This is a genomic window from Gordonia polyisoprenivorans (assembly GCF_017654315.1).
Lineage (GTDB): Bacteria > Actinomycetota > Actinomycetes > Mycobacteriales > Mycobacteriaceae > Gordonia > Gordonia polyisoprenivorans_A.
Genome location: NZ_CP072203.1, coordinates 1,196,333 through 1,217,560 on the forward strand (window position 1 = coordinate 1,196,333; position 21,228 = coordinate 1,217,560).

The 21,228-nt window shown below is 70.0% G+C and carries 15 protein-coding genes and 1 pseudogene; 5 read left to right on the top strand and 11 right to left on the bottom strand.

The window, feature by feature from the left end:
• Nucleotides 1-216: 216 nt before the first annotated feature.
• Nucleotides 217-945 (bottom strand): class I SAM-dependent methyltransferase, encoded by a 729-nt coding sequence (locus tag J6U32_RS05475; protein ID WP_208795965.1) that lies wholly within the window; start codon nt 943-945, stop codon nt 217-219.
• A 98-nt stretch (nt 946-1,043) separates the two neighbouring features.
• On the opposite strand from J6U32_RS05475, the gene J6U32_RS05480 reads away from it, so the two are divergent.
• Complete coding sequence (locus tag J6U32_RS05480; RefSeq protein WP_208793896.1) at nt 1,044-2,177, top strand: glycosyltransferase family 4 protein; 1,134 nt, start codon at nt 1,044-1,046, stop codon at nt 2,175-2,177.
• Here J6U32_RS05480 and J6U32_RS05485 read toward each other — a convergent pair.
• Both J6U32_RS05485 and J6U32_RS05490 read right to left on the bottom strand, forming a co-directional pair.
• Nucleotides 2,117-3,889: a hypothetical protein gene (locus tag J6U32_RS05485; RefSeq protein WP_208793897.1), complete on the bottom strand. Its 1,773-nt coding sequence runs from the start codon at nt 3,887-3,889 to the stop codon at nt 2,117-2,119. The two genes, J6U32_RS05480 and J6U32_RS05485, sit on opposite strands and share 61 nt — an antisense overlap.
• 28 nt (nt 3,890-3,917) lie before the next feature.
• Nucleotides 3,918-4,859, bottom strand: a complete 942-nt coding sequence (locus J6U32_RS05490; protein ID WP_079931378.1) for an HpcH/HpaI aldolase/citrate lyase family protein — start codon at nt 4,857-4,859, stop codon at nt 3,918-3,920.
• Between the two features lie 131 nt (nt 4,860-4,990).
• Between J6U32_RS05490 and J6U32_RS05495 the strand changes: the two genes are divergently transcribed.
• The gene (locus tag J6U32_RS05495; protein WP_244332631.1) at nt 4,991-6,253 is read left to right on the top strand and encodes a polysaccharide biosynthesis protein; all 1,263 of its coding nucleotides are present in this window, start codon (nt 4,991-4,993) and stop codon (nt 6,251-6,253) included.
• Nucleotides 6,254-6,282: 29 nt separating this feature from the next.
• On the opposite strand, the gene J6U32_RS05500 is transcribed toward J6U32_RS05495, so the two are convergent.
• The gene (locus J6U32_RS05500; protein ID WP_208793898.1) at nt 6,283-7,500 is read right to left on the bottom strand and encodes a DUF3068 domain-containing protein; all 1,218 of its coding nucleotides are present in this window, start codon (nt 7,498-7,500) and stop codon (nt 6,283-6,285) included.
• A gap of 175 nt (nt 7,501-7,675) precedes the next feature.
• Between J6U32_RS05500 and J6U32_RS05505 the strand changes: the two are divergent.
• Nucleotides 7,676-8,674, top strand: a pseudogene (locus J6U32_RS05505) (acyltransferase family protein); the annotation flags it as partial.
• A gap of 59 nt (nt 8,675-8,733) precedes the next feature.
• On the opposite strand, the gene J6U32_RS27805 reads toward J6U32_RS05505, so the two are convergent.
• The 5 genes from J6U32_RS27805 to J6U32_RS05530 form a co-directional block, all read right to left on the bottom strand.
• Nucleotides 8,734-13,095 (bottom strand): alpha-(1->3)-arabinofuranosyltransferase domain-containing protein, encoded by a 4,362-nt coding sequence (locus J6U32_RS27805; protein WP_425324112.1) that lies wholly within the window; start codon nt 13,093-13,095, stop codon nt 8,734-8,736.
• Nucleotides 13,096-13,139: 44 nt separating this feature from the next.
• Complete coding sequence (locus J6U32_RS05515; protein WP_006369416.1) at nt 13,140-13,340, bottom strand: DUF2613 domain-containing protein; 201 nt, start codon at nt 13,338-13,340, stop codon at nt 13,140-13,142.
• A gap of 68 nt (nt 13,341-13,408) precedes the next feature.
• Nucleotides 13,409-13,912 carry a hypothetical protein gene (locus J6U32_RS05520; protein ID WP_208793900.1) on the bottom strand — a complete coding sequence of 168 codons (504 nt, stop codon included), beginning with the start codon at nt 13,910-13,912 and terminating at the stop codon, nt 13,409-13,411.
• Between the two features lie 63 nt (nt 13,913-13,975).
• The gene (locus J6U32_RS05525; RefSeq protein ID WP_244332633.1) at nt 13,976-15,226 is read right to left on the bottom strand and encodes a DUF6745 domain-containing protein; all 1,251 of its coding nucleotides are present in this window, start codon (nt 15,224-15,226) and stop codon (nt 13,976-13,978) included.
• 103 nt (nt 15,227-15,329) lie between these two features.
• The gene (locus J6U32_RS05530) at nt 15,330-15,917 is read right to left on the bottom strand and encodes a universal stress protein (RefSeq protein ID WP_208793901.1); all 588 of its coding nucleotides are present in this window, start codon (nt 15,915-15,917) and stop codon (nt 15,330-15,332) included.
• A 14-nt stretch (nt 15,918-15,931) separates the two neighbouring features.
• Between J6U32_RS05530 and J6U32_RS05535 the strand changes: the two genes are divergently transcribed.
• Nucleotides 15,932-17,140 carry a glycoside hydrolase family 3 N-terminal domain-containing protein gene (locus J6U32_RS05535; protein ID WP_208793902.1) on the top strand — a complete coding sequence of 403 codons (1,209 nt, stop codon included), beginning with the start codon at nt 15,932-15,934 and terminating at the stop codon, nt 17,138-17,140.
• Nucleotides 17,141-17,171: 31 nt separating this feature from the next.
• Complete coding sequence (locus J6U32_RS05540; protein WP_208793903.1) at nt 17,172-17,726, top strand: hypothetical protein; 555 nt, start codon at nt 17,172-17,174, stop codon at nt 17,724-17,726.
• On the opposite strand, the gene J6U32_RS05545 is transcribed toward J6U32_RS05540, so the two are convergent.
• Together J6U32_RS05545 and J6U32_RS05550 are read right to left on the bottom strand one after the other, a co-directional pair.
• Entirely contained in the window at nt 17,695-19,248 is a 1,554-nt protein-coding gene (locus J6U32_RS05545) for a dynamin family protein (RefSeq protein WP_208793904.1), read from the bottom strand. The two genes, J6U32_RS05540 and J6U32_RS05545, sit on opposite strands and share 32 nt — an antisense overlap.
• Nucleotides 19,248-21,164 carry a dynamin family protein gene (locus tag J6U32_RS05550; RefSeq protein ID WP_208793905.1) on the bottom strand — a complete coding sequence of 639 codons (1,917 nt, stop codon included), beginning with the start codon at nt 21,162-21,164 and terminating at the stop codon, nt 19,248-19,250. Before J6U32_RS05550 ends, J6U32_RS05545 begins: the two co-directional genes overlap by 1 nt.
• Between the last annotated feature and the right edge of the window lie 64 nt (nt 21,165-21,228).

A 21,228-nucleotide genomic window follows, 5' to 3' on the forward strand; every position in this document is an offset into this window, starting at 1 on the left:
GGGTCTCGAGGCTCGCCGCACGCGGCTCGCACCTCGACCATCGAGGGAAAGGGTTACGGCCATCGGGGGAAAGGTTCTCGGCCATCGGGATAGAGGGTTGCTCGGCCGTCGGGGGCGACGGTCGGGTAGGGCGGGTTGCTCGACTGTCCCGGGGGGGCTCCCCAGCGGGCGCCGACCATCGGGGGAAGACCTCGACCATCGGGGATTCGAGTCGTGCTAGTTCTTGCGCAGTACCACAACGAGATTGGTGGCCAGGAACTCGCGGAGCACCGGGACGCGCAGTACCCACCAGGACGGTGCCGGAAGGTAGCGGGGGAAAGCGGCGATCAGCGTGGTGTCGTCGGATCGGCTGTGGGCCCAACGTAGGCCGGCCGTCGCGGTGACCGCGAAAAGGGAAGTGCCGTAGAGGTTCTTGGGCGGATGTCCGTGCCGTCGGGTGTACCAGCGAGCGGCCCGGTGGCCACCCGCGTAGTGGGTAAGGCCCATTTCGTGGCCACCGAAGGGGCCCCACCACAAGGTGTAGCTGACAATGACGAGTCCGCCGGGGCGGGTCACGCGGATCATCTCGTCGCACATCTGCCACGGTCGTGAGGTGTGCTCGACGACGTTGGACGACAATGTCACGTCCATCGAGTCGTCGGCGAAAGGAAGTGCCTGACCGGAGGCGCGCACAGTGCCGCGATGTTCGAGACCGCCCGCGTGCATTTCCGTCGGATCGGGTTCGACCGCCAGGTAGTGGGCGCCACACGCACCGAATGCGTCGGCGAAGTAGCCAGGACCGCCGCCGACGTCGAGGATGACCAAATCGTCGAGGTCGGCGAACGCGCCGACCATGGCCGCGGTGTCACGGGCAAGTGCGCCGTAGAAGCGTGCGGGATCGGTCTGTTCGTACCGAAAGTCCGACAGCAGGCCGGCTGCGCGACGGAATGTCGCGAGTCGGCGCATCTTCTCGGTCGGTGCGGGCACAGGCGGGATGCTACCGCTGCGGCACGGGCCGGATGCTGCCGCTACGCCGCCCCAGCGGTCGGTACCCTGGTGAAGCGATGACACCTCCCACCCACGTGCTGCTCCTCTGCTGGCGAGATACTGGCCACCCGCAAGGCGGTGGCAGCGAGACCTATCTCGAACGGGTGGGCGCAGAGCTGGCGCAGCGAGGTGTCGAGGTGACGTATCTGACCGCGGCGTACCCCGGTGCTCCCGACGACGAGCGTCGCGACGGCATCCGATTCGTGCGGGCCGGCGGCCGGATCTCGGTGTATCCCCGAGCACTCGGTCTCCTGCTGGCCGCCCGGATGGGCCGAGGGCCCCTCGCCGGCCGTGTGCCCGATGTGGTCATCGACACCCAGAACGGCGTGCCCTTCTTCGCCGCTCTGACCCGCATCGCACCGACGGTCGTGCTGGTCCATCACTGCCACCGCGAACAGTGGCCGGTCGCCGGTCGGGCGCTCGGGCGACTCGGCTGGTTCATCGAGTCCACTCTGTCGCCGTGGGTGCACCGGCGCAGCCGCTACGTGACAGTGTCCGGGCCGTCGCGTAGCGAGCTCGTGGGTCTCGGCGTCGACGACGCCCGCATCGACGTGATCCGTAACGGCCTCGATCCCGTGCCCGCCGACGTGAAATCGCCGGGCACAATTACATCGATCCCGCGCCTGTGTGTGTTGTCGCGGCTGGTTCCGCACAAGCAGGTCGAGCACGCGCTGACCGTGCTGGCCGATCTCCGCCGGGCCGGAGTCGACGCCGAGCTAGACGTCATCGGCGACGGCTGGTGGTCCGGCGAATTGCGCAGCACCGCAGATACTCTCGGGGTGAGTGGGGCGGTCACGTTTCACGGTCACGTGAACGAGGTGCGAAAGCACGAGATCCTCGCGCAGGCACGTGTTCACCTCATGCCGTCGCGCAAGGAGGGGTGGGGGCTCGCCGTGATGGAAGCCGCTCAACACGGCGTGCCCACGATCGGGTATCGGAGTTCGGCCGGGCTGGCCGAATCGATCGACGACGGGCGGACCGGTCTGCTGGTCGACGGGATGGACGAGTTCCTCAGCGCCACCCGCAAACTCGTCGACAACCCGGACGAGGCGCGCCGGCTCGGCCGCGCGGCGCAGCACAAGTCGCAGCGCTACTCGTGGTCGACGACGTGCGACGAGATGCTCCGCGTCCTGCGCGACGCCTGTCGCTGAACGACATTCACCAGCCTCTCGATGACCGCGGCGAGCGCGCCGACGACCATCATCAGCGCCCAGATGACGTGTGCCGCCCAGGCCCAATCCCGCGACATCGACGATGCCCGCGGCGTCACCGCCCCGCCGAGATCGAACAGCATCAGATCGGGTCCCGAAATCACCGGTGTCAGGTCGGCGAGCTCCGCTGGAACGGAGCTCTGGGGACCGCGCTCGACGAGCACCCAGCCGACGCCGAGGTCGGACAGCGCACGCGGGTTCCCTCCGCTGAGCAGAACACGATTCACCTGCGCTGCAGTGTGATCGGCGTGATCGACGACGACGCCGTCGACCCGTAGCTCGCCCGATTCGATGACCGGCGCACGCACCATCCGGGTCGTCGGGTCCAGCGACGGTCCCTCGGCGAAGGAGTATTGGCGCACCGTGCCGGGCGGCCACAACGCCACCGCACCGCGGTCGGCGGGCACCATGGCGGCAGCCTTCGTCCAGTCGTCGGGGTAGTGCACCGGAGTGATCCGGCCGCCGACCCCCCACGCCAGTTCCGGCAACGGGGCGATCACCAGCAGAGCAATGGCCGCGAGCGCGAAACCCGCAGGCACATAACGCCGCAGCGCCACCACCGCGGCCGCCGAAGCCAGTGCCACGAACGGCATCACCAGGGCCAAGAACTTCTGGGTATCGCGCACCAAGCCGGCACCGGGAACAGCGTCGACGACAGCCCCCAGTGCCGCCTGCCCCAGGCCCGCCGCGGTCACCGCGACCAGCACGATGACGACCGCCGCCAACGCTGCCACACCACGCAACAGACCCGGAGCCTGCGACGCAGAACGGCTGCGCCACAACCACACCGATCCGGCGACGATCACCACCAGCAAGCACGCGGTGGCGATCGCAGCCCACCAGATCGTGCGGCTCGTCGGCACGGCGTCGGAGTTCCAGATCCCACCCAAACCCAGTGCGGTGCCGAGCGGACCCAACAGCGGCTCGGACCGCAGCGAGAACGCGCGTACCCCGGCCGGTCCGTCGGAGGCGATCGATCCACTACCGATCACCGCGGACACCAACCACGGCAACGCCGAACACGCCCAGAGCGCACCGAGTCCGGCAAACATGCGCCACCGTCGGATACCGGTACAGGACACCGCGGTCACCCCGGCGATCACTGCCGCCATCACCGACCCCGTCGGCGTCAACCCGGCGACCGCGAGCAACCCACCCACCTGCGCCCACCCGACCCACCGCCCACGTGCGCGCCCCTCGGCGACATCGGCGACCGCCACGACGATCCACCCGAGCGCGGCGTATCCGACGAGCAGACTCCAGTTTCCCTGCAGCAGGCGTTCGGCGACAAAAGGATTCCACACCGTGACCACGGCCGCGGCCACCGCTCCGGAGCGCCCGGCCCCGGGGACCAGCCGAAAGGCCAAGCGCCCGAACCCCACCGCCGCGAACAGCACCGCGGCAGCGAGGGCCACCAGAACCACCACGCCGCCGCCGACGACCGACCCGGCCACCGCCACGAACCAATCCTGGGGAACCGCACGAGGTGCGAGCGGACCGATCCCGAGCGCGGCATCGGTGACGAAGGACCGCGGCGTCGACACCGCATCCCGGTACAGCAGGTACCCGCCGCCGAACAGGGGCCCGACGATCACCGCCGACAGCACCGCGCCGACCCCGTAGAGGATCGGTAGCAGCCGCGGGTTGGTCACGGGCGCAACGTCTTCCCTCGCCCGCGGATCAGTAGTGGTAGGTGTCGGAGGGGGCCGACGCGTGTCCGGGATCGACGTCGTAGTCGGACTCGGTGACGGCGTAGGCGCGCGCCAGGTCGAGGATCTTGGTGGCGCGGGCGATGCGCGGCAGATCCGATCCGTTGCGGATCTCGCCGCCGTCGCGCTCGAAATCGGCGAAGAACTCACGCGCCCAACTGATGTCGTCGGGTGACGGTGACAGCCCCTCGTTGACCGGGGCGCATTGGTCGGGGGTCAGACAGATCTTGCCGGTCATGCCGAACTCCACGCTCACCGCGGTCGCCTCCGACAACTTCAGCGCCCCCGACCCCACCGTCGGGCCGTCGATGGCGCTGGGCAGGTGGGCGGCCTTGGCGGCGATGGTAAACCGCGACCGTGCATAGGCCAGGGTGGCCGGGTTGTCACCGAAGCCGGTGTCCCGCCGAAAATCGCCGATGCCGAATGCGAGACGGAAAGTACCTTTCGCCGTGGCGATCTCGCTGATCCGCTCGAGTCCGCGGGCGGTCTCGACCAGCGCGACGATCGGCACGTTGGGCAGACGCTTCGCGGTCTCGGTGACGTGGTCGACCGACTCCACCATCGCCAGCATCACCCCGCCGACCGACGTCGTGGCCAGCGCGTCGAGGTCGTCGGCCCACCACGGAGTGCCGAAACCGTTGACCCGCACCCAGTCTCCCGGTCCGCCCGGATGGTCGTCGGACTCGGTGGCCAGCCACCGCAGCACGTTCTCGCGGGCGGCGACCTTGTCCTTGGGTGCGACGGCGTCCTCGATGTCGAGAACGACGATGTCGGCGCGCGAACGGGCGGCCGGGGCGAACCGCTCGTACTGGGCACCGTTGACGAGCAGCCAGCTGCGCGCGAGTACCGGGTCGATCCGCGAGCCGATGTCGCTCGTGTCGGGGTCGACGGTGGTGTTCTGCTGGTCGTACATCCTGGCCTTCTCGAGTGGTGATCGACGATGAATCCGTTCCATCGTTTCACACCCCGCCGAGGTGCCCGTCGGCCCCGACATCCCCAACAGCGCGAACACTCGGCACGCCCCGGTGCGGCACACTTGAGCGCATGGCGACAGCGATCCGGATGCGCGGGCTGGTGGGCGCGCTGGGATCGGTGGCCGCCGGGTCGATGGCGGCGAATCTCGCGGCCTATGTCGTCTATGTCGGGGCCGGACGGTGGCTTGCGCCGGGCGATTACGGGCAGTTCGCGCGACTGCTGTCGGCGATGCTCGTCCTCGGTGTCCCCGCGTTGGCGTTGCAGTCGGTGATCGCCCGCGAGGTGGTCCGCGGACGCGGTTCCGGGCTCGCCCGGGTCACGGCGACGACGGTTGCGGCCGTCGTCGTACTCGCGCTCGTTGCCGTCCCGGTGGTCGTCGCGGTGGCCCGGACCGGCGCGGCCGCCACGGCTGCTGCCCTCGCGGCTGCACCGCTGCTCGTGGTGATCGCCGCCGGTCAGGGCGTCCTTCAGGGGCTCGGGGAGTTCCGCGCGCTGGCATGGGTACTCGGGGCGGTCGGCATCGCGCGGTCGGTGCCGATGCTGGTGGCCTTCGCATTCGGCGCCGGCCCGACGTGGGGGCTCGCCGTCGGCACCCTCGGCACGGCCGTCGCCGCTGCCGTCGTGTGGTCGGCGGTCGGGGTGGTCCGCCGCGCCGATACCGGCCGCACCCGGCGACTCCCCGGTGTGAACGGAGCCAACCCGGACACCACCACCGGGGTGAGTGCCGCGGGAGTGCTGCGCGCCTCGCAGGTGCAACTGGTGCTGATCGTGGCGGTCTCGATCGACCTGCTGCTGTCGGGAACCGTGCTACACCCCGACGATGCCGGGGTGTATGCCCTCGGCGCGGTCGCGACCAAGGCCGCCTTCTGGCTGCCACAGGCCATCGGCGTCGTCTTCTATCCGCGGCTCGCCGATCCCGCGCGCTCGCAGACCGCCCTGCGCCAGGCGGTGGCGGTGGTCGCGTCGATCGGGGTGATCCTCACGGTGGCCGCCGCCGCTCTGGGTCCGTTGGTGCCACTCGTCGTCGGCGACGCCTACCGACCGCTGGTGGGACTGCTGTGGCTGTTCGCCTACACCGGCTCGGCGATGGCCGTGCTGCAGGTCCTGCTGTTGTCGGCGATCGCGGCCGATCGCACCCGCGCCTCCGCGGTGACCTGGCTGGTCGTCGGGATCGAGGTGATCGTGATCGTCTGCGTCGTCGATTCCGTCGTTGCGCTCGCGGTCACGGCCGCCGTGGCCGTGACCGCGGCCGCCGTGGCGACCGGCATCGACTGCGTGCGGGCGATGAGCCGCACGCCCATCGAGGCGGATGAGGTGCGCCGGCCGGCCTGACGATCGTTGGGCTGCTTCGGGTTACCGGGTTACTCGCCCGCCCGACGCGACCCGATCGTCAGCACCAGCCCGCCGACCACGGCGACGACGCCGAGGACCGCGGCGACGATCGGCACGACCCGACCCCAGATCACCACCGGCGTCGACAGACTCCCGGCCAGGTCGGACAACCGGCTCCGGGTGGCGTCGTCGTAGGCGAAGGTCGCCTGCAGATTCGTCAGGCGGAAGTCGGCGAACGCCGGGTCGGGGAGACGATAGGCCTGATCGATGGTGACCCGCTCGTCGAGGATCGTACCGGTCGAGGTGTCGACCGACAGTTCCCACCGGGAGCTCTGATGCAGGGTCGCGGTGAGTTGCCGCGCCGGATCGCCGCCGACACCGAACCACGACGCCGGACGCGTGATCCGGGTCGGCGGCACGCCGTCGGGCACCCCGGAACGGGTGGCGTCGAGGTCGGTGTCGGGGACCTCGGCGACGAAGCGTTGCGCGCTGCGGCCGTCGACCTGCGCGTCGCCCTGCGGAGTCAGCGGCACCGACCGCCGGGTCGTCGGATCGAAGAAGGTGTGTTCGGCGACGCTCACCCCGAACGGCAGGACGTAGGTGTAGCCGGTGCGGTCCGGCGCTCCGACCGGCACCGCGTTGCTGTCGTACTGGATCTCCGAATTGCCCCGCGCCCCGGTGCTGTTGGCGCCCAGATCGGGTGTCGCGGAGCGGCGCGAGAGGGTCACGCGATCCTTGAACGCCGACAACGTCGGATCCGTGCACGCCGCTTCGCCGGACGCGGGTGGCACCTCGGATCCGGGGCGGGTGGCGTCGGCGTCGGCGATGCGGCCGTCGAGCCAGATGCGGTCGCCCTGCACCGACGTGCCCGCCTGCAGGGTGATCACCCGTTTGTCGGCCGGGCGGACCGCGACCAGGCGTTGTTGCCGGACCAGCGTGGCCGGCAGGGTGCGTGCGGTCGGGGTGTTAAGCGAGCAGCGATCCAGGATGGTGGCAGTCGGAGCGGGCGACCCCGACCCCGATGACGAGGCCTGCGCGGCGCCCTCGTCACCGGTCGGGACGCTGGTGGCGACGGTGGTCACGTCGGTCGAGAGCGGGATGAGCTCGAGCTGCCCCACCAGCAGCGTCGGCAGCGCCAGCGCGGCCGCCAGGAGGAATCCGCCGAGGAAGATGATGGTCGGCCCGAGCAGGTCGCGCGTCGACCAGCGGCTCGGGCGGGGGCGGTCGTCGGCGCCGGGCTCGGGCATAACGGCGAGCGTACGCGGTCACCACACCCGACTCAGGACGGCTACGGTGTTCTCCAGAATGTCCACCCAGCCCACGCCCGATGCCACCACAGTCACCCGCGCCCCGTCGACCGGGTCCGCTCGCTGCGCTCCCGGCGCCCCCGAATACCGGCGATTCTTCCCGCAACTCGAGGGCATGCGTGCGGTGGCAGCGCTGGGCGTCCTGACCACCCACGTCGCTTTCCAGACCGGTGTGGTGAGCACGCCGGTGATCGGCCCGATCCTGGGTCGGCTCGACCTCGCCGTAGCCCTGTTCTTCGCGCTGTCCGGGTTCCTGCTGTGGCGCAACTGGGTGGCCGCGGCGCATCGGCAGGCTCGCCCGCCGTCGGTGCGGCGATATCTGCGGCACCGGGTGGTACGCATCTGGCCGGCATACGTGGTGGTCGTCGTCGTGGTACTGACGCTGCTGCCCGAGGCGCGCGGCGCCGACCTCACCGTCTGGCTCGCCAATCTGACGCTCACCCAGGTGTTCGTGCCGCTGTCGCTGACCGCCGGACTGACCCAGATGTGGAGCCTGTCGGTCGAGGTGGCCTTCTATCTGCTGCTGCCGATCCTCGGGGCCGCGTTGATGTGGTTGCGCGGAGCGCGGGTGAGCGCCCGGGTACCTGCGCTGCTGGGTCTCGGCGTGATCAGCCTCGGCTGGGCCTGGGTGGCCCGGGCGCTGCCGCTTCCCGACGGAACCGAGCCGACGAACTGGGTGTTCGGCCACCTGCCGTGGTTCGTCGCAGGCCTGGTCATCGCGGAGGTGGCCGGCGCTGCCGACTTCGGTGAGCAGTCGAGGATCACCCGCGTGATCGAGCGCATCGGTGCCCGTCGGTGGCCGATGCTGGCACTGTTCGTCGTCTCCTACGGTCTGGCGTGCACGCCGATCGCCGGACCCACCGGGCTCGGCGTCCTCGCGCAGTGGCAGTTCGCCGTGAAGATGGCACTCGGCGCGCTGTGCGCATTCGCCCTTCTCGCGCCCCTGGTGTGCGAGAAGCCGTTCGGGAACTCGCCGCGGGTGCGGGCGCGGTTCCGATTCCTCACCTCACCGGTCATGGCCGCGTTGGGCCGCTGGTCCTACGGCATCTTCATCTGGCACGTCGCGGTGCTCGCCGTGGTGTTCCCGCTCTTCGGGATCGTGCCGTTCTCCGGCAACACGATCCTGGTGTGGTGCCTCACCGCGGTGCTCTCGATCGGGATCTCGGCGGCGAGCTACGCCTTCGTCGAGGAACCGGCCCGGGACTGGTTGCGCCGTCGCGAAAGCGCGCGGCGTGCACGCAGTCGCGAGAACCAACGCCGCACCGAGGACGGCATCGCCGAGGAGATCACCAGCGACACCGCGACGAACGCCGGCAACTGAACCCACCACGAGAAGCCGTGGTACCCGGTCGTCGCATGCCAGGGCCCCGACGCCAATCCCACCGTGGCGAGCATCATCACGACGAAGCAGGCGACCACGATCACCCGCGACCGGGCGAGTACGACCGCCGCCCCGGCGAGCACGCTGATCAGCACCGCCCACCATCCGGCGAGCAGCCACGACGCGGCCAGCCAACCGAGCGCACCGACGCAGGCCACCGCCCTATCGCCCACCGCCGTACCGCCCACCGGCGCAACGGGAACCGGAGCGGGGGACAGGCCGGCCCGACGCCGCCACGGGAGGAACGCTGCCGCGAAAAGTAGTGCGAGCAAGACGAATCCGACGATCAGCGACCACCGGTAGACGCTGTCCCACCGGAACTTCAACGTCACCGTGCCGGATGCACCGGCCGGCACCTGCCACCCCTGCTGCCAGCCGTCCACGACGACGGGATCGAGTGTACGACTGCCCAATTCGGCCACCCATCCGGGATTGGTGCTCTCCGGCACCGACAGAATCCGGGCGGTCGGCGCGGCATCGACGCGCACGCTGCGCGCAGTCGACTGCCACTGCTCGACCTTCGGACGGGTCACGGCACCGGCGGCGGTCGCAGTGGGCATCGCGGTGTTGCCCAACCAGGTGGTGTCGACGGTGAACGCCCGCCCCGGATTCACCGACAACTCCTGCTCACCCGCGGGCAGACGGATCGGCGCCGATGAGCACGGGCGGGCCACCACCGGCTCCCCGTCACGCAACGCGGCGGCGGTGGTGTGTACCGACAGGCCGATCACCTGACCCGACACCGTGATCCCGATGCCTGCATCGCAGCCGATGTCGATGGGCCTGCTCAGTGGTGGCGCGGTGGGCGGGGCGGGGGAGATCGTGATGTCGGCGATGCCGACCGGTGCGCGACTGGCGAATCCGAGACTGTTGACGTCGAGGAGGTCGGTGCGGTCGAGCATGGTGAGGGTGATGCGATCGGTGACCGCCGGCCGCAGACCGACTACGCCGTCGGCGCCGACGTGGACCCGTTGGGGGCCGGTCCCGAGATCCACCGCCACCTCGGTCGGCGCGGCCGGATAGCCGCCGGAGGGCGCGAGGATTCGCAGGCTCTGCACCTCCTGCGGCGCCGGCAGCGTCAGGGTCAGAGTGGGTTTGTCGCCCTTCTTGGTGGGTTCGGCTGCGGTCCATACGGTTCCGGGATCGCCATCGACGGCGGCCTGGCTCGACCCGCGCGGATCGTTGACCTCCGACGCCCCGGTCGCCCGCACCGTTGCCGGCGTGCGCAGCAACGCGTCGAGTCCGTCCCCGGGTGTGGGTCGCAGCACCACCGCGGGCGTGACGTCGACGCCGTCGGGGACCGAGAGCGCGCGCGTCATCACCCCCGGTGTCTCGGGACTCAACCCCAGACCCGACGCACACAGCACCCGCGCCGCGGGTGAGTCATCGTCCGGGCCACCGGGTTGGTTCACACACGTCGAGCGCCCGGAGAGTTCTTGGGTGAGAAGCCATCCCGCCACCGGTGTACCCGGTGCAACCCGGGGTAGGACGACGCGGTGGCGGATGGTCAGCGGCAGCCCGGACGCCAGATCGATGACCCCGACCTCGCCGAGCGCGAACTGGTTTCCGGCGCTGCCGTCGTCGGTGGCCGAGGCGCGGATCTGCACCCACCGGGTCGGTCCGCTCGGTGCGGTGACCGTCACGGGCTTGCCGGGTTGGAGACCGGAGACCACGGTCGACCCGGCCTCGGTGGTCACCACGATCGACGAGACGTCCGGTCCGAGTGCCTTCGCTGTTGTCAGCCGCAGGGCGAGATCGCTTCGCGGACGGTCGAAGTCCAGGCGCATCCACTGTCCGACCGCCGAGGTGAGACCTGCCGACACCCACGCCGTGGAGGGATCACCGTCGAAGGCGGCGGCCGCGGAGTTCGCCGGTGAGGTCTGTCCGGGCTGGGTGGCATCGGACGCCGACCCCGACGTCGAGACCCGCACCCCGTCCGGCTGGTTGTCGAGAAGCCATTGCCCTTCGGTGAGTGGTTGTCCGGCAACGGGATAATCCGGAGCCGCATTCTGCGTCCGGCGCGGATCCCCGGGCGCACGGATCGCCGAGCTGTGGTCGTCGACACGGCCGAAATCGGTCTCCCGGTCGGCCGGGGTGTCGGTGAGGATCACCGGCACCGACGGCAGGTCTGCGCGTTGCGCGTCGGCCTGCATCAGTGTGGGGCCGGCGGGGGGTTCACCCAACCGTGCACGCAGATCCGCCAGTGCGGCAAGCGCTTCGGGTCCTCCGGCGACACGCGGCATCGACGCGGTATCGGTCAGCGACGGACCCGTGCCGCCCGCCGCATCGACCCGGTAGATCTGGATTGCGCGCATCGGTGGGCGTAAACCGTTGTCGCGCACCACACCCTTGGCGCTGGGCTGGCTCACCAGCGGACCGAACGACGCAGCACGGGTCAGGCCGGGCGACCCGTCGAGGGCCTGTTGGGCCAGCAGCGGACGCGCCGACCGCGAGGTGTCGGGGTCGAGATCGGCGCGCAACACGACGATGCCGATCCCCTGATCGGCCAGTGTCGCAGCGAGACCCGGCGATGCCCGCCCGTCGGCCAGATCGCGCTGGACCGAGTCGAGAGCCCGGATCGCCCCCGGCGGCGTCAGCGGGATCGCGTCACGGATGGCCCACGGGGAGTCGGCAAGTGGTTGCAGTGGCTCATCACGCGTCAATCCCCACAACTGATCGGCCGACGGTGCACCCGGAACGACAAGCGCCCGTTGTTCGACACCGTTCTGGGAGACACCACCCTGGGATACACCGTCGTGGGCGTGCGCACCGAGCCACGACGCCGTCTGCGTCCAGTAGTCCGGGATGGCGCGATATGCGCCGTCGGGGGCGAGTTGACCGGTCCACATCAGCGAGCCGGCGCCGGCCGAGGCGACGAGGACGACCAGCGCCGCGGCCACCGGCCGTGATCGTTGCGGATGTGCGAACGCCCGCAACCACTCTCGGGTCGGCGCCGACCCCGGCAGCGGAACGCGCGCCAACAGGTGTGCGACACCGAGCACCAACGGCAGCCGCACGAACGGCTCGAATTTGTGGACGTTGCGCAGGAATGCGCCCGGGCCGTCGAGGAACACCCGGACCGGCTCGGCGATCGGTGACCCGAGCCCGCCCGCGTATCCGGTGCACATGAGCAGCAGCCCAATCGTCAGGATCGCGATCCAGCGTCGCCGATACGGCATGTGCCGCATGCACAATCCGGCCAATCCCGCGGCGGCCAGGGTGCCGGTCGCCAGGACCGCGGCGGGCTGGGTCACCAGCACGGCGCCCGCCACGCGCTCGGTGGAGACGAACGGTGTCCACGAACTCGTGCCGCGCAGCACCTCGGTCAGCGACGTCCACTCGGTGGTCACCCGCGACGACTCGATGAAATCCAGGAACGGCGGCGACACCCGCGACAGGATGAGCAGTGGCACGATCCACCACGCGCATCCCAGCGTCAGCCCGGCCGCCCAAGCAACCCCGAAGCGCCACCACCGGCGCACGTCGGTGCGTGCGCACAGCAGAAACCACACGACCGCGACGCCCAATGCCGCGAGCGTGGCGACCGCGTTGACCGCGCCCATCAGCGCGACGGCCACCGCCGAGCGCATCGCGTGCCGCCACACGGGCGTGTCGTCGCGGCGATCCAGCGCATGTACCACCGGCAGTAGCACCCAGGGGGCCAGCATCATCGGCAGTGTTTCCGACGAGATCGAGCCGATCGTCGTCAACACCCGCGGCGACAACACGAAGATCGCGCCGGCCAGCAGACGTGAGCCCATCGATCCCACGGCCAGCGCCTCGGCAAGACGGACGAGACCGACGAAGCCGACGAGCAGGAGCACCGCCCACCACAGCCGCTGGGTCACCCACGGCGCAAGACCGATCAGCTCACCGGCCGCGTAGAACGCCCCGTGCGGGAAGAAGTAGCCGTAGGCCTGGTTCTGCACCTGGCCCAGCGGTGCCTGCGGCGTCCAGAGGTGCGCCGCGCGCGCGAGGAAGCCGAGCGGGTTGGCGGTGAGGTCGAGTTTGGTGTCGGCGGCGGTCAGGCCGGGCGACTGCAGGAACGAGACGACCAGCGCGACGAGGGCGGCGACCGCCACACCGCTGTGTCCCAGGGCGGCTCCGCCGCGGCGCTCAAGCGTGCGCTGCGCGGCCGGGTCGCTCGAGCTCACTGCGGCCGGGTCGCTCGAGCTCACTGCGGCCGGGTCGCTCGAATTCACTGGCTGTCGCCGGAGCCACCCCGTGATCCGTAGTCCACCGAGCCCTGGACGAAGCCGCTGTTCGGATTGATGTTGTTCAGGTCCGTCGACGGGCTCGTCTGCGCCGACAGGACCCCGCCGAGGAGCACCGCGCCGAGTCCGACCAGGATGCCGGCAACTCCGGCGACGGCTCCGGCGATCAGGCGGTTGTTGCGCATGGTGGCCAAACTACCATCGGCGCGCAGAGCGCTCGCGTGAGCGCGCGGGTGCCTCGCCGTGCCCGCGTTCAGTCGGCAACCAGCCGGGACCCGTCCAAGCGACTGAATCGGCTGAACGGCCAGGCGAGTCCGTAGAGCTCGTCGGCCGCCTCGCGTTGGCGGCGGATGACGTACCGGCCGGGGGCGATCCCGCTCGCGCCGTGCTCGGGATGTAGCAGGTAGGCGACCGACGATGCGTCGACGAAGCCGAGGGTCAAGCCGTCGCCATCGACGAACCATCGCCCGGTCCAGGTGCACTCCCCGTCGGCGAGCAGGGTGTGCGGGTTGCCGCCGCCGGCGCTACGGAGGATCTCGATGCCTGTCGGCGGCACCGGTGTGGGCGTCATCGACGCCCCCGACCGCGCCTCGGCGGCGGCGACCATGCGCCACGGGACCACGAGGAGGTCGCCCTGCGCCTGCAGCCCGGCGGTGACCGGGATGGTGAGTGCGGTGTCGAGGTGATCGAGGACGCCGAGACCACTCTGCTCGGTGAGTTCGGCGAGGGTGGTGGTGACCGATGCCGTTGAAGTCATGTGTGTCTCGCGTGTGTTCTGGTGCGGTGGTGTGTTCCGGTGCGGTGGTAGGCGGGATGCGCCTCAGGTTCGGCGCACGAGTTGGGCGTAGTCGGCGGCGTCGAGACCGTAGGTCCAGGCCGCGGCGGTCAGAGCGGTGGGCACCCAGCCGGGCACGTGGATGCCGTAGCGCCGGCGCCGGCCATCGCGTTCCCGGGAGCCGTTGGTCACCACCAGGATTCGTTGATTGGTCCGCCATTGCCGTGGGCTGGCGTACAGCGTGAGAGTGGCCGCCTCGTTACCGGGATCGTCGGACTCGTCGATCAGCTGCATCCCGGCGTCGTCGATCCATCGATCCCAGCCGATGCGTTCGATCGCGGTGCGGCGGATCTCGATGTTGCGTTCGGCGGCGATGCGCTCGGGTGTCGGATCGTCGATCACCCACTGCGGCACGATCGTTCCGTGAATGGCGTGGACGGCACAGCCGTCGGCGTAGGCGACGGCGCGACCGTCGTCGGAATGCAGCCGCCGTGTGCCGTGCGGGCTGTACGGGATGGGTTCGGTACTCACCGATACGGGCCGTTCGGCAAGGACGCAGACGTCGTCGAATGCCCACCACCACCCGGCGGAAACGGCCAGGGCCGTGGTGATCTCGAGGAGTTCGACTTCGTCTGGCGGCAGCCGCACCAACCCCCATCGGTGGACGACGAGCCCGAACGCGCTGCGATGCGCCTCGTGCTGGCCGAACCACGTGCCGACGCCGGGCATCACCGGCAGCGTCGACTTGATCGGACGGCCGATGTTGTCGAAGAGGCTGGTGCGCAACGAGTCCCGGATGGTTTCCCGGATGACGTCGACGACGTCGGCTCCGCTCTCGAGTGCCTCCGCCGGGCTCAGGGCTCGTGTATGTCCGGCGGTCGCACGTGCATTCGGGAAGGCCGGCGTCAGCCGATCGAGACGCTTCTCGACGGCGTCGCGTGAGCGTGCCAGCATCGCGGCGATCCGATTGGGGGCGTCGTCACGTCCGGGAGCTGTCGTGGTGTCGAGCTTCTCGGTCCGGATGGACCGCACCGCTGCGTGCGGTGAACTCTCCCAGATGAATTGTGGGGGAGGGTTTTTGGCGATCCGGTAGAGATCGGAGATCGCGGCTTCGGTGGTGGTGCGATCGGCCCGCCGGGTGTCGAGTCCGTGCTCGAGCCAGGCCTCGCGGGTGTGGATCAGGTGGTCGGCGATCGCCGACGACTCCGAGTCACCTGGTGGTGTTGGTGGAAAATGATTGCTGGAGAATATCTTCCGGCGATCGATGCCGGCTCGGTGGAACGGCACGGGGCTCACGCGAGGGAGGCGGTGGCCGCCTTTCCGGTAGTCATGACTGTCAAGGATGGCACCATCGGCGCGTGAGCGCAAGACGCCGCGGGGATCACGGTGTCACCTGGGATCACGGTGTCACCGGAAATTGCTTGTCGCACTTGGCCGGAACGATGAACACCGGTCGGTGACAGTGCTTCAGCACGCGGCCGGCCACATTGGATCGCAGGAGCGCCTTGAGCCCGGAGTCGCCGCGGGTACCCGTCACCAACAGGTCGACGTCGAGGGCATCGGCAGCGGCGACCAGGGCACCCCACACCGTCGACTCCACCTCCACCAGCGTTCCGGTCGCATCGAGGCCCGCGTTCCGCGCCATCTCGACGCCACGCGTGTTGGTCTCGGCGGCCTCCGTGCGCAGGGCATCATCGACGTCGAGTTCGAGCGGAGAGGTGTCGACGAAGGGCTGGATGCCGGCCGAGAGACTCGACAGCCGCGCCGGATTCAACGAGCCCGGCTGCCAGGCCGTGACCACGTGTGCGGTCGTCGCCCGCAGGAAGTGGGCGGCGTAGGTGATGGCCCGCTCGGAATTGGCGCCGCCGTCGAACGCGATCATCACCGACTGGGGAACCGGACCGGAGCCGGACACGGACTCAGCCGGGGCGGAGTCGGTCCGCGCGCCCTGCTCCCGGTGTCGAGAGTCCATTGCCCAAGGGTACATGCAACACTCGTGCCATGGGCCCAACTCGACGACGCCGTTTTCGCCAGGTTCGTGACCTGATCGCGCTGGTGGCGGTGACAAGTATCGCCGTGGTCGGCTGCGGCACCGACTCCTCCTCGTCGGCCGCCCCGACGTCGTCGAGCACGTCCTCGTCGGCGTCGACCCGGTCGTCGGTGGCCGCGTCCACGAGTGCCGCGGCGCCCGTCGGTTGCGGTGCGGCGACCCTGGCGAAGATGTCGCTGCGACAGAAGCTGGGCCAGTCGATCGTCGTCGGGGTGACCGGAACCGCCGACGCGCTGTCGTTGGTCAAGCGAGAGCCGGTGGGCGGCATCTTCATCGGCAGCTGGACCGACAAGTCGATCCTCACCGACCCGGCCGCCCTCGAGAAGGTCACCGCCGCCTCGTCGATCCCGTTGATGGTCACCGTCGACCAGGAGGGCGGCCGCGTCTCCCGGTTGTCCTCCCTCGGAGTCGACAGCCCGTCGGCGCGTGAACTCGCCCGCACCAAGACGCCCGAACAGGTCCGTGCCCTCGCGGCGAGCGAGGGCAAGAAGATGCGGGCGCTGGGCATCACCGTGGACTTCGCCCCCGACGCCGACGTCAGTGACGAACCCGACGACGCGGTCATCGGCGACCGTTCGTTCTCCGACGATCCGGCCACCGTGGCCCGATACGCCCAGGCCTTCGCCGAAGGACTCCAATCCGCCGGTGTGATGCCGGTGTTCAAACACTTCCCGGGGCACGGACACGGTTCGGGCGACTCCCACCTCGGTGTCGTGCGCACACCGCCGCTCACGCAACTCGAGCGCAGCGATCTCGTCCCCTACAAGACGCTGCTGGCAAATCCGGGAAATGCGGCGGTGATGGTCGGGCATCTGATCGTGCCCGGACTGACCGTTGGCGACACACCGGCCAGTCTGAGCGTCAACGCCATGCGTATGTTGCGGACCGGGCAGCCCTACGGCGGCCCGGCCTTCGACGGCGTCGTCTTCTCCGACGACCTGTCGGGGATGGGTGCCATCACCCAGCGGTATCCGCTGCCGCAGGCGGTGCAGCGCTTCCTCGTCGCCGGCGGCGACATCGCCCTGTGGATCACCACCGACAAGGTGACCGCCGTCCTCGACAGCCTCGAGTCCGCGGTTCGTTCCGGGAAACTGCGCCAGTCGCGCGTCGACGAGTCGGTCGTGCGCATCCTCAAGGCGAAGGGACAACTGCGGTGCTGATGACCGCCGGAGGAAAGCGGGGTGAACACGCGTGAGTGATCCCCATCCGCCGCATCGGCCGCCGCCGCCACGCCCGCGCGTTGCCGTCACCCCGTTGGCGCAGCCTCCGGTCGTGCGCACGCGTCGCACACATCTGGCCGTCGGATTCGCGGCGCTCGAGGTGGTCCTGCTGGTCGTCGCCGCGGTGGTGGTGCTGATGTCGCGTGACGCGTTGACGACTGCTCTGCGTGCCGAGCTCGCGGCCGACAATCAGGGCGCGAGTGCCGCCGATGTCTCCACCACCGTGTCCATCGCGCTGCTGGTCGCCGCGGGTGTCGCGGTGCTGGCCGTCGTCGCGGCGGTCCTCGGTGCGCTGCTCGTGCGTCAGGGTGCGGCAGCGGCTCGGCCCGTGCTGGTCGGCTCGGCGGTCCTCGTGACGCTGCTGGCAATCGCGTGGATCGTGACGACGAGTTCGCTGCCCGCCGATACCGATACGGTTCTGCCGATGATGTGGGTGTCGTGGTACCTGCCGTCGGCGGCGGCGCTCGCCGGGGTTCTCGCGGGTGTGGCGGTCCTCATTCCGGACGGCGGTGTGACCCTGCGTTGAGGGTCCAGCCGGTGGTCCGGCCGATGGGCGGGCCCGTCGACGGGTCCGGCCGACCGAGGTCGGCGAGAATGCCCTCGGCGCTGCGCACCGCCACCATGGCGGCATCGACGACCTGCGGATCGGCGAGCGGGTGGGCCGCGCGCGTCCGCCACCTGCCGGCCGCGTCGATGGCCGCGCCGCGCACCTCATTCGGGGTCGCGTCGTGCGCAAGCCCCAGACGGACGGTCGCGTGCACGCCGCGGTCCCCGACGAGACGGCTCAACTCGTCGAGTGTCTCGGCGGGCAGACCGATCCGTCCGGCCCGCACGGCGCCGATCAACCGCAGCTCGCGGAAGCCGTGGGTGTCGGCGAGCGCACGTCGCACCGACGAACGCAGTTGGGCTGCCGCGGGTTCCGGGCTTCCGGTGAGCACTCCGTCGAGGGTCCGCAGAGCCGAATGCGACTTGAGCTGCCAGGCCCGCTGACCGAACTGCACGGTGATCAGGGAGCTGAGCTCCGAAAGGCCGCTGCGCGCCAGCAACTCCGCCGACAGTGCCGACGACGTCGTCGTCCCGAACCGGATCAACGTCACCGCCAGTCGGATGCCGAAGACGCCCAGCCGGTCGGCCAGGGCCTGCCGGGCCTGCGGGTCGACCGCGGGCAGGATGTCCGGGCGGGTGAACCGGTCCATACTCAGCAACGCCGACTCCAGATCGTCGGCGGACACCGAGGCCAGTGCGAGCAGCGCCCGGAACTCCCTCTCCCGCAACGTCTGTGCCCCCAACGCCAGCAGCCCCGACACCGGGAGGACCGAGTGACACAGGCCGTTGCGGGTGAGTTCGCCGGTCAGACGTGCGGCGATCTCCTGCGCCGACAGCATCGCATCCACCCGCCCGGCGCCGAGCTCGTCGGCCCGGGAGACCACCCCGACGACCCCGAGCGGACCGGCCGAGGAGCCCATGGCCGCCGTGATCCGCCGCAGCATGGCGGAATCGGCGGCGGTGAGCGTGCGCAGCAGATAGACGACCGCATCCACCCGAGGTCGCCCGTCCTCGGGTGCGAGGAGACGTTCGGTCGACGCCGACAGGTCCGACGACAACGACGCCAGCCCCGGGGTGTCGACCAGCGCGCGATGCTCGAGCGCCCGTGTCGGCCAGGTGACCTCGATGCGATCGAGACGATCAGCGGTCAGGGTCCCGAGGTCGAAGCCGAGCCGGCCGTCGATGCGGGTCACCGGAACCGCAACGGCGGCACCGTCATCGACGCATGCGGTGACCGACGCCGTGCGGCCCCGGCGATACCAGGTGACCACCCGCGTGCACTCGGTGGCGTCGGTCGGCGCGATGTCCTGCCCGACCAGGGCATTGAGCAGGGTGGACTTGCCCGCCTTCAGCGAGCCGGTAAGCGCGATCCGCAAGGGCGCGTGGAGTTGTCGTTCACACTCCTCGATTCGATCGAGTGCGCGTCGATCGCCGGCCATGGCCGTGCGCGCGGCCGCGATGAGGTCGGGAGCCTGGGGAGTGCGGCCGGGTGCGGGACTCATCAGGCGGCCGGTCCGGTGATCTGGTTTCCGGTGATCTCCTCGGCCGCGCGACGCAGCGCCGCCACCGCCGACAACTCGCTCTCCAGCGTCGCCACCCGGGTGGCGCGCTCGGAATCCTCCAGTGCCGCCGCCGATTGCGCGGCGCTGAGCGACTCGTTGATCGAACGGGCCGCCTGTTCGGCGATCTCGGCGAAGTGATCGCGCAGGATGCGCTGCATCGTGCGCAACCGGTCGCGGGATTCCTTGCCGACCTGGAAGCTGACGTCGTCGGTGAACGAACGCACCACCACCTTGGCCTTGTTGCGGCGATCGGCGAGCCGGGCCTGCTTGTCGTCGCGATAAGCCTTGCTGCCTAACAACAATCCCGCACCCACCGACACCGGATTGATCAGCGCCATACCCATCATCGTGGAGATCAACCCGAACATCAGCACGCCGCCGTAGGAGCCGCGCATCCCGACGATCACCTTCTGGGTGATCGACATCGACGACGTGTTGGGCGCGCTGAGCTCGGTGACGGAATCGAGGATGCCGTCGACACCGGCGAAGTCGATGGCCGGCAGATCGGCGTAGCCGGCCTCGGCGAAGTGCTCCGCGAGCCGCTCGGCCAGCCACACCGAGCGTTCATGCGCCCACACGAAATTGTCGCCGACCGCGGTCGCGGTCTGATCGATCAGCCACTCCGACAACCGATCCCAGTCCTTCTCTGGATCGCCGTCGTCGATGGCGCGCTCGGCCTCCCGGGTCACCGCCCGCAGCCGGTCCCGCAGGTCGTGATCGATGTCGGCGGCCAGGTCGGAGATCCCGTCGGTGAGGGTCTGCTGCCAGTGTGAGGACGACCGACGCAGTTCCTCGGCCTTGGCCCGGGCCTCGCGCAGACCTCGCACCGCACGATCGGCGGTCTCCGGATTCTTCAGTGCCGCAAGCTCACTGCCCAGGGTCAGGGCCAGATGCTCGGAGACGGTCCGCAGGTCGGTGCCGGCCGCGGTGCGCGCGGACCGCCGTGCCGAGGGCACCACGGTTTCCCGGAGATACCGATAGAGGTCGGCGAAACCCGCCTCGGCATTGAGTTGTTCGTCGCCGAGACGCAGGGCGTGGGCGCGCATCGTCGACGAGACGGGAAGCAGCGGGATGTCGATGCCCGCGGTCTGCAGGTGTCCGCGGTCGGCGTCGGCGATCCGACGCCAGTGCGGGTAGAGGTCGGTCTTGGTGAGCAGGCAGGCCACGGTCGGGCACAGATCGACCACCTGACGCAGAAACGCCATCTCGGGTGCGGTGAACTCCTGGCTGGCGTCGGTCACCATGAACACCGCATCGGCGGCCGCGACCATTCCGAGAGTTGTTGCGGCATAAGGATGTCCGTGGCCCCCGACGCCCGGGGTGTCGATCACGACGAGTCCGTCGGCCAGCAGTGGTCCGGGCGCGGTGATCTCCAGTCGCATCACCTCGCGTCCCTGGGTGTGGGTGCTGGAGGGGGTGACGGCGGTGACCTCGTCGAAGGGGATCGGGATCGGCTGGTCGGTGCCGGCGACCACCAGCTGGGCGGCGGGCTGCTCGGCGTGGGAGATCAGCGTGGGCACGGCGGTGCTCTCGTCGTCGCCCACCGCGCACACACCCAGGTTCAGCAACGCGTTGACGAACTGGCTCTTGCCCTGTTTGAGGTTGCCGACGACGACGATGCGCAGTCGGGGATCGGAGAGTCTCGCGTGGGCGCCCTGCAAGCGGGCGGTCAGGTCGTCGCGCCGGGTCTGTGCCGCCAGTGCCGCGACCCGACCGATGAGATCGGAGATCGTCGATCCGGTGGGGCGAAGATCGGAGGAAGCGGGCGCGGCGCCGTGCGGCGCGGGAGTATTCGGCGTGTTGTCTTGTGGCGCGGCCGGATACATGACCTGTTGTTCGGCGGATGTGTGCGACATGGTGCTCCCACGGTAGCCCGACCGGTGCCTTCGGGTCGCGGCATCCCGGTGAGAAAGCGAAGAC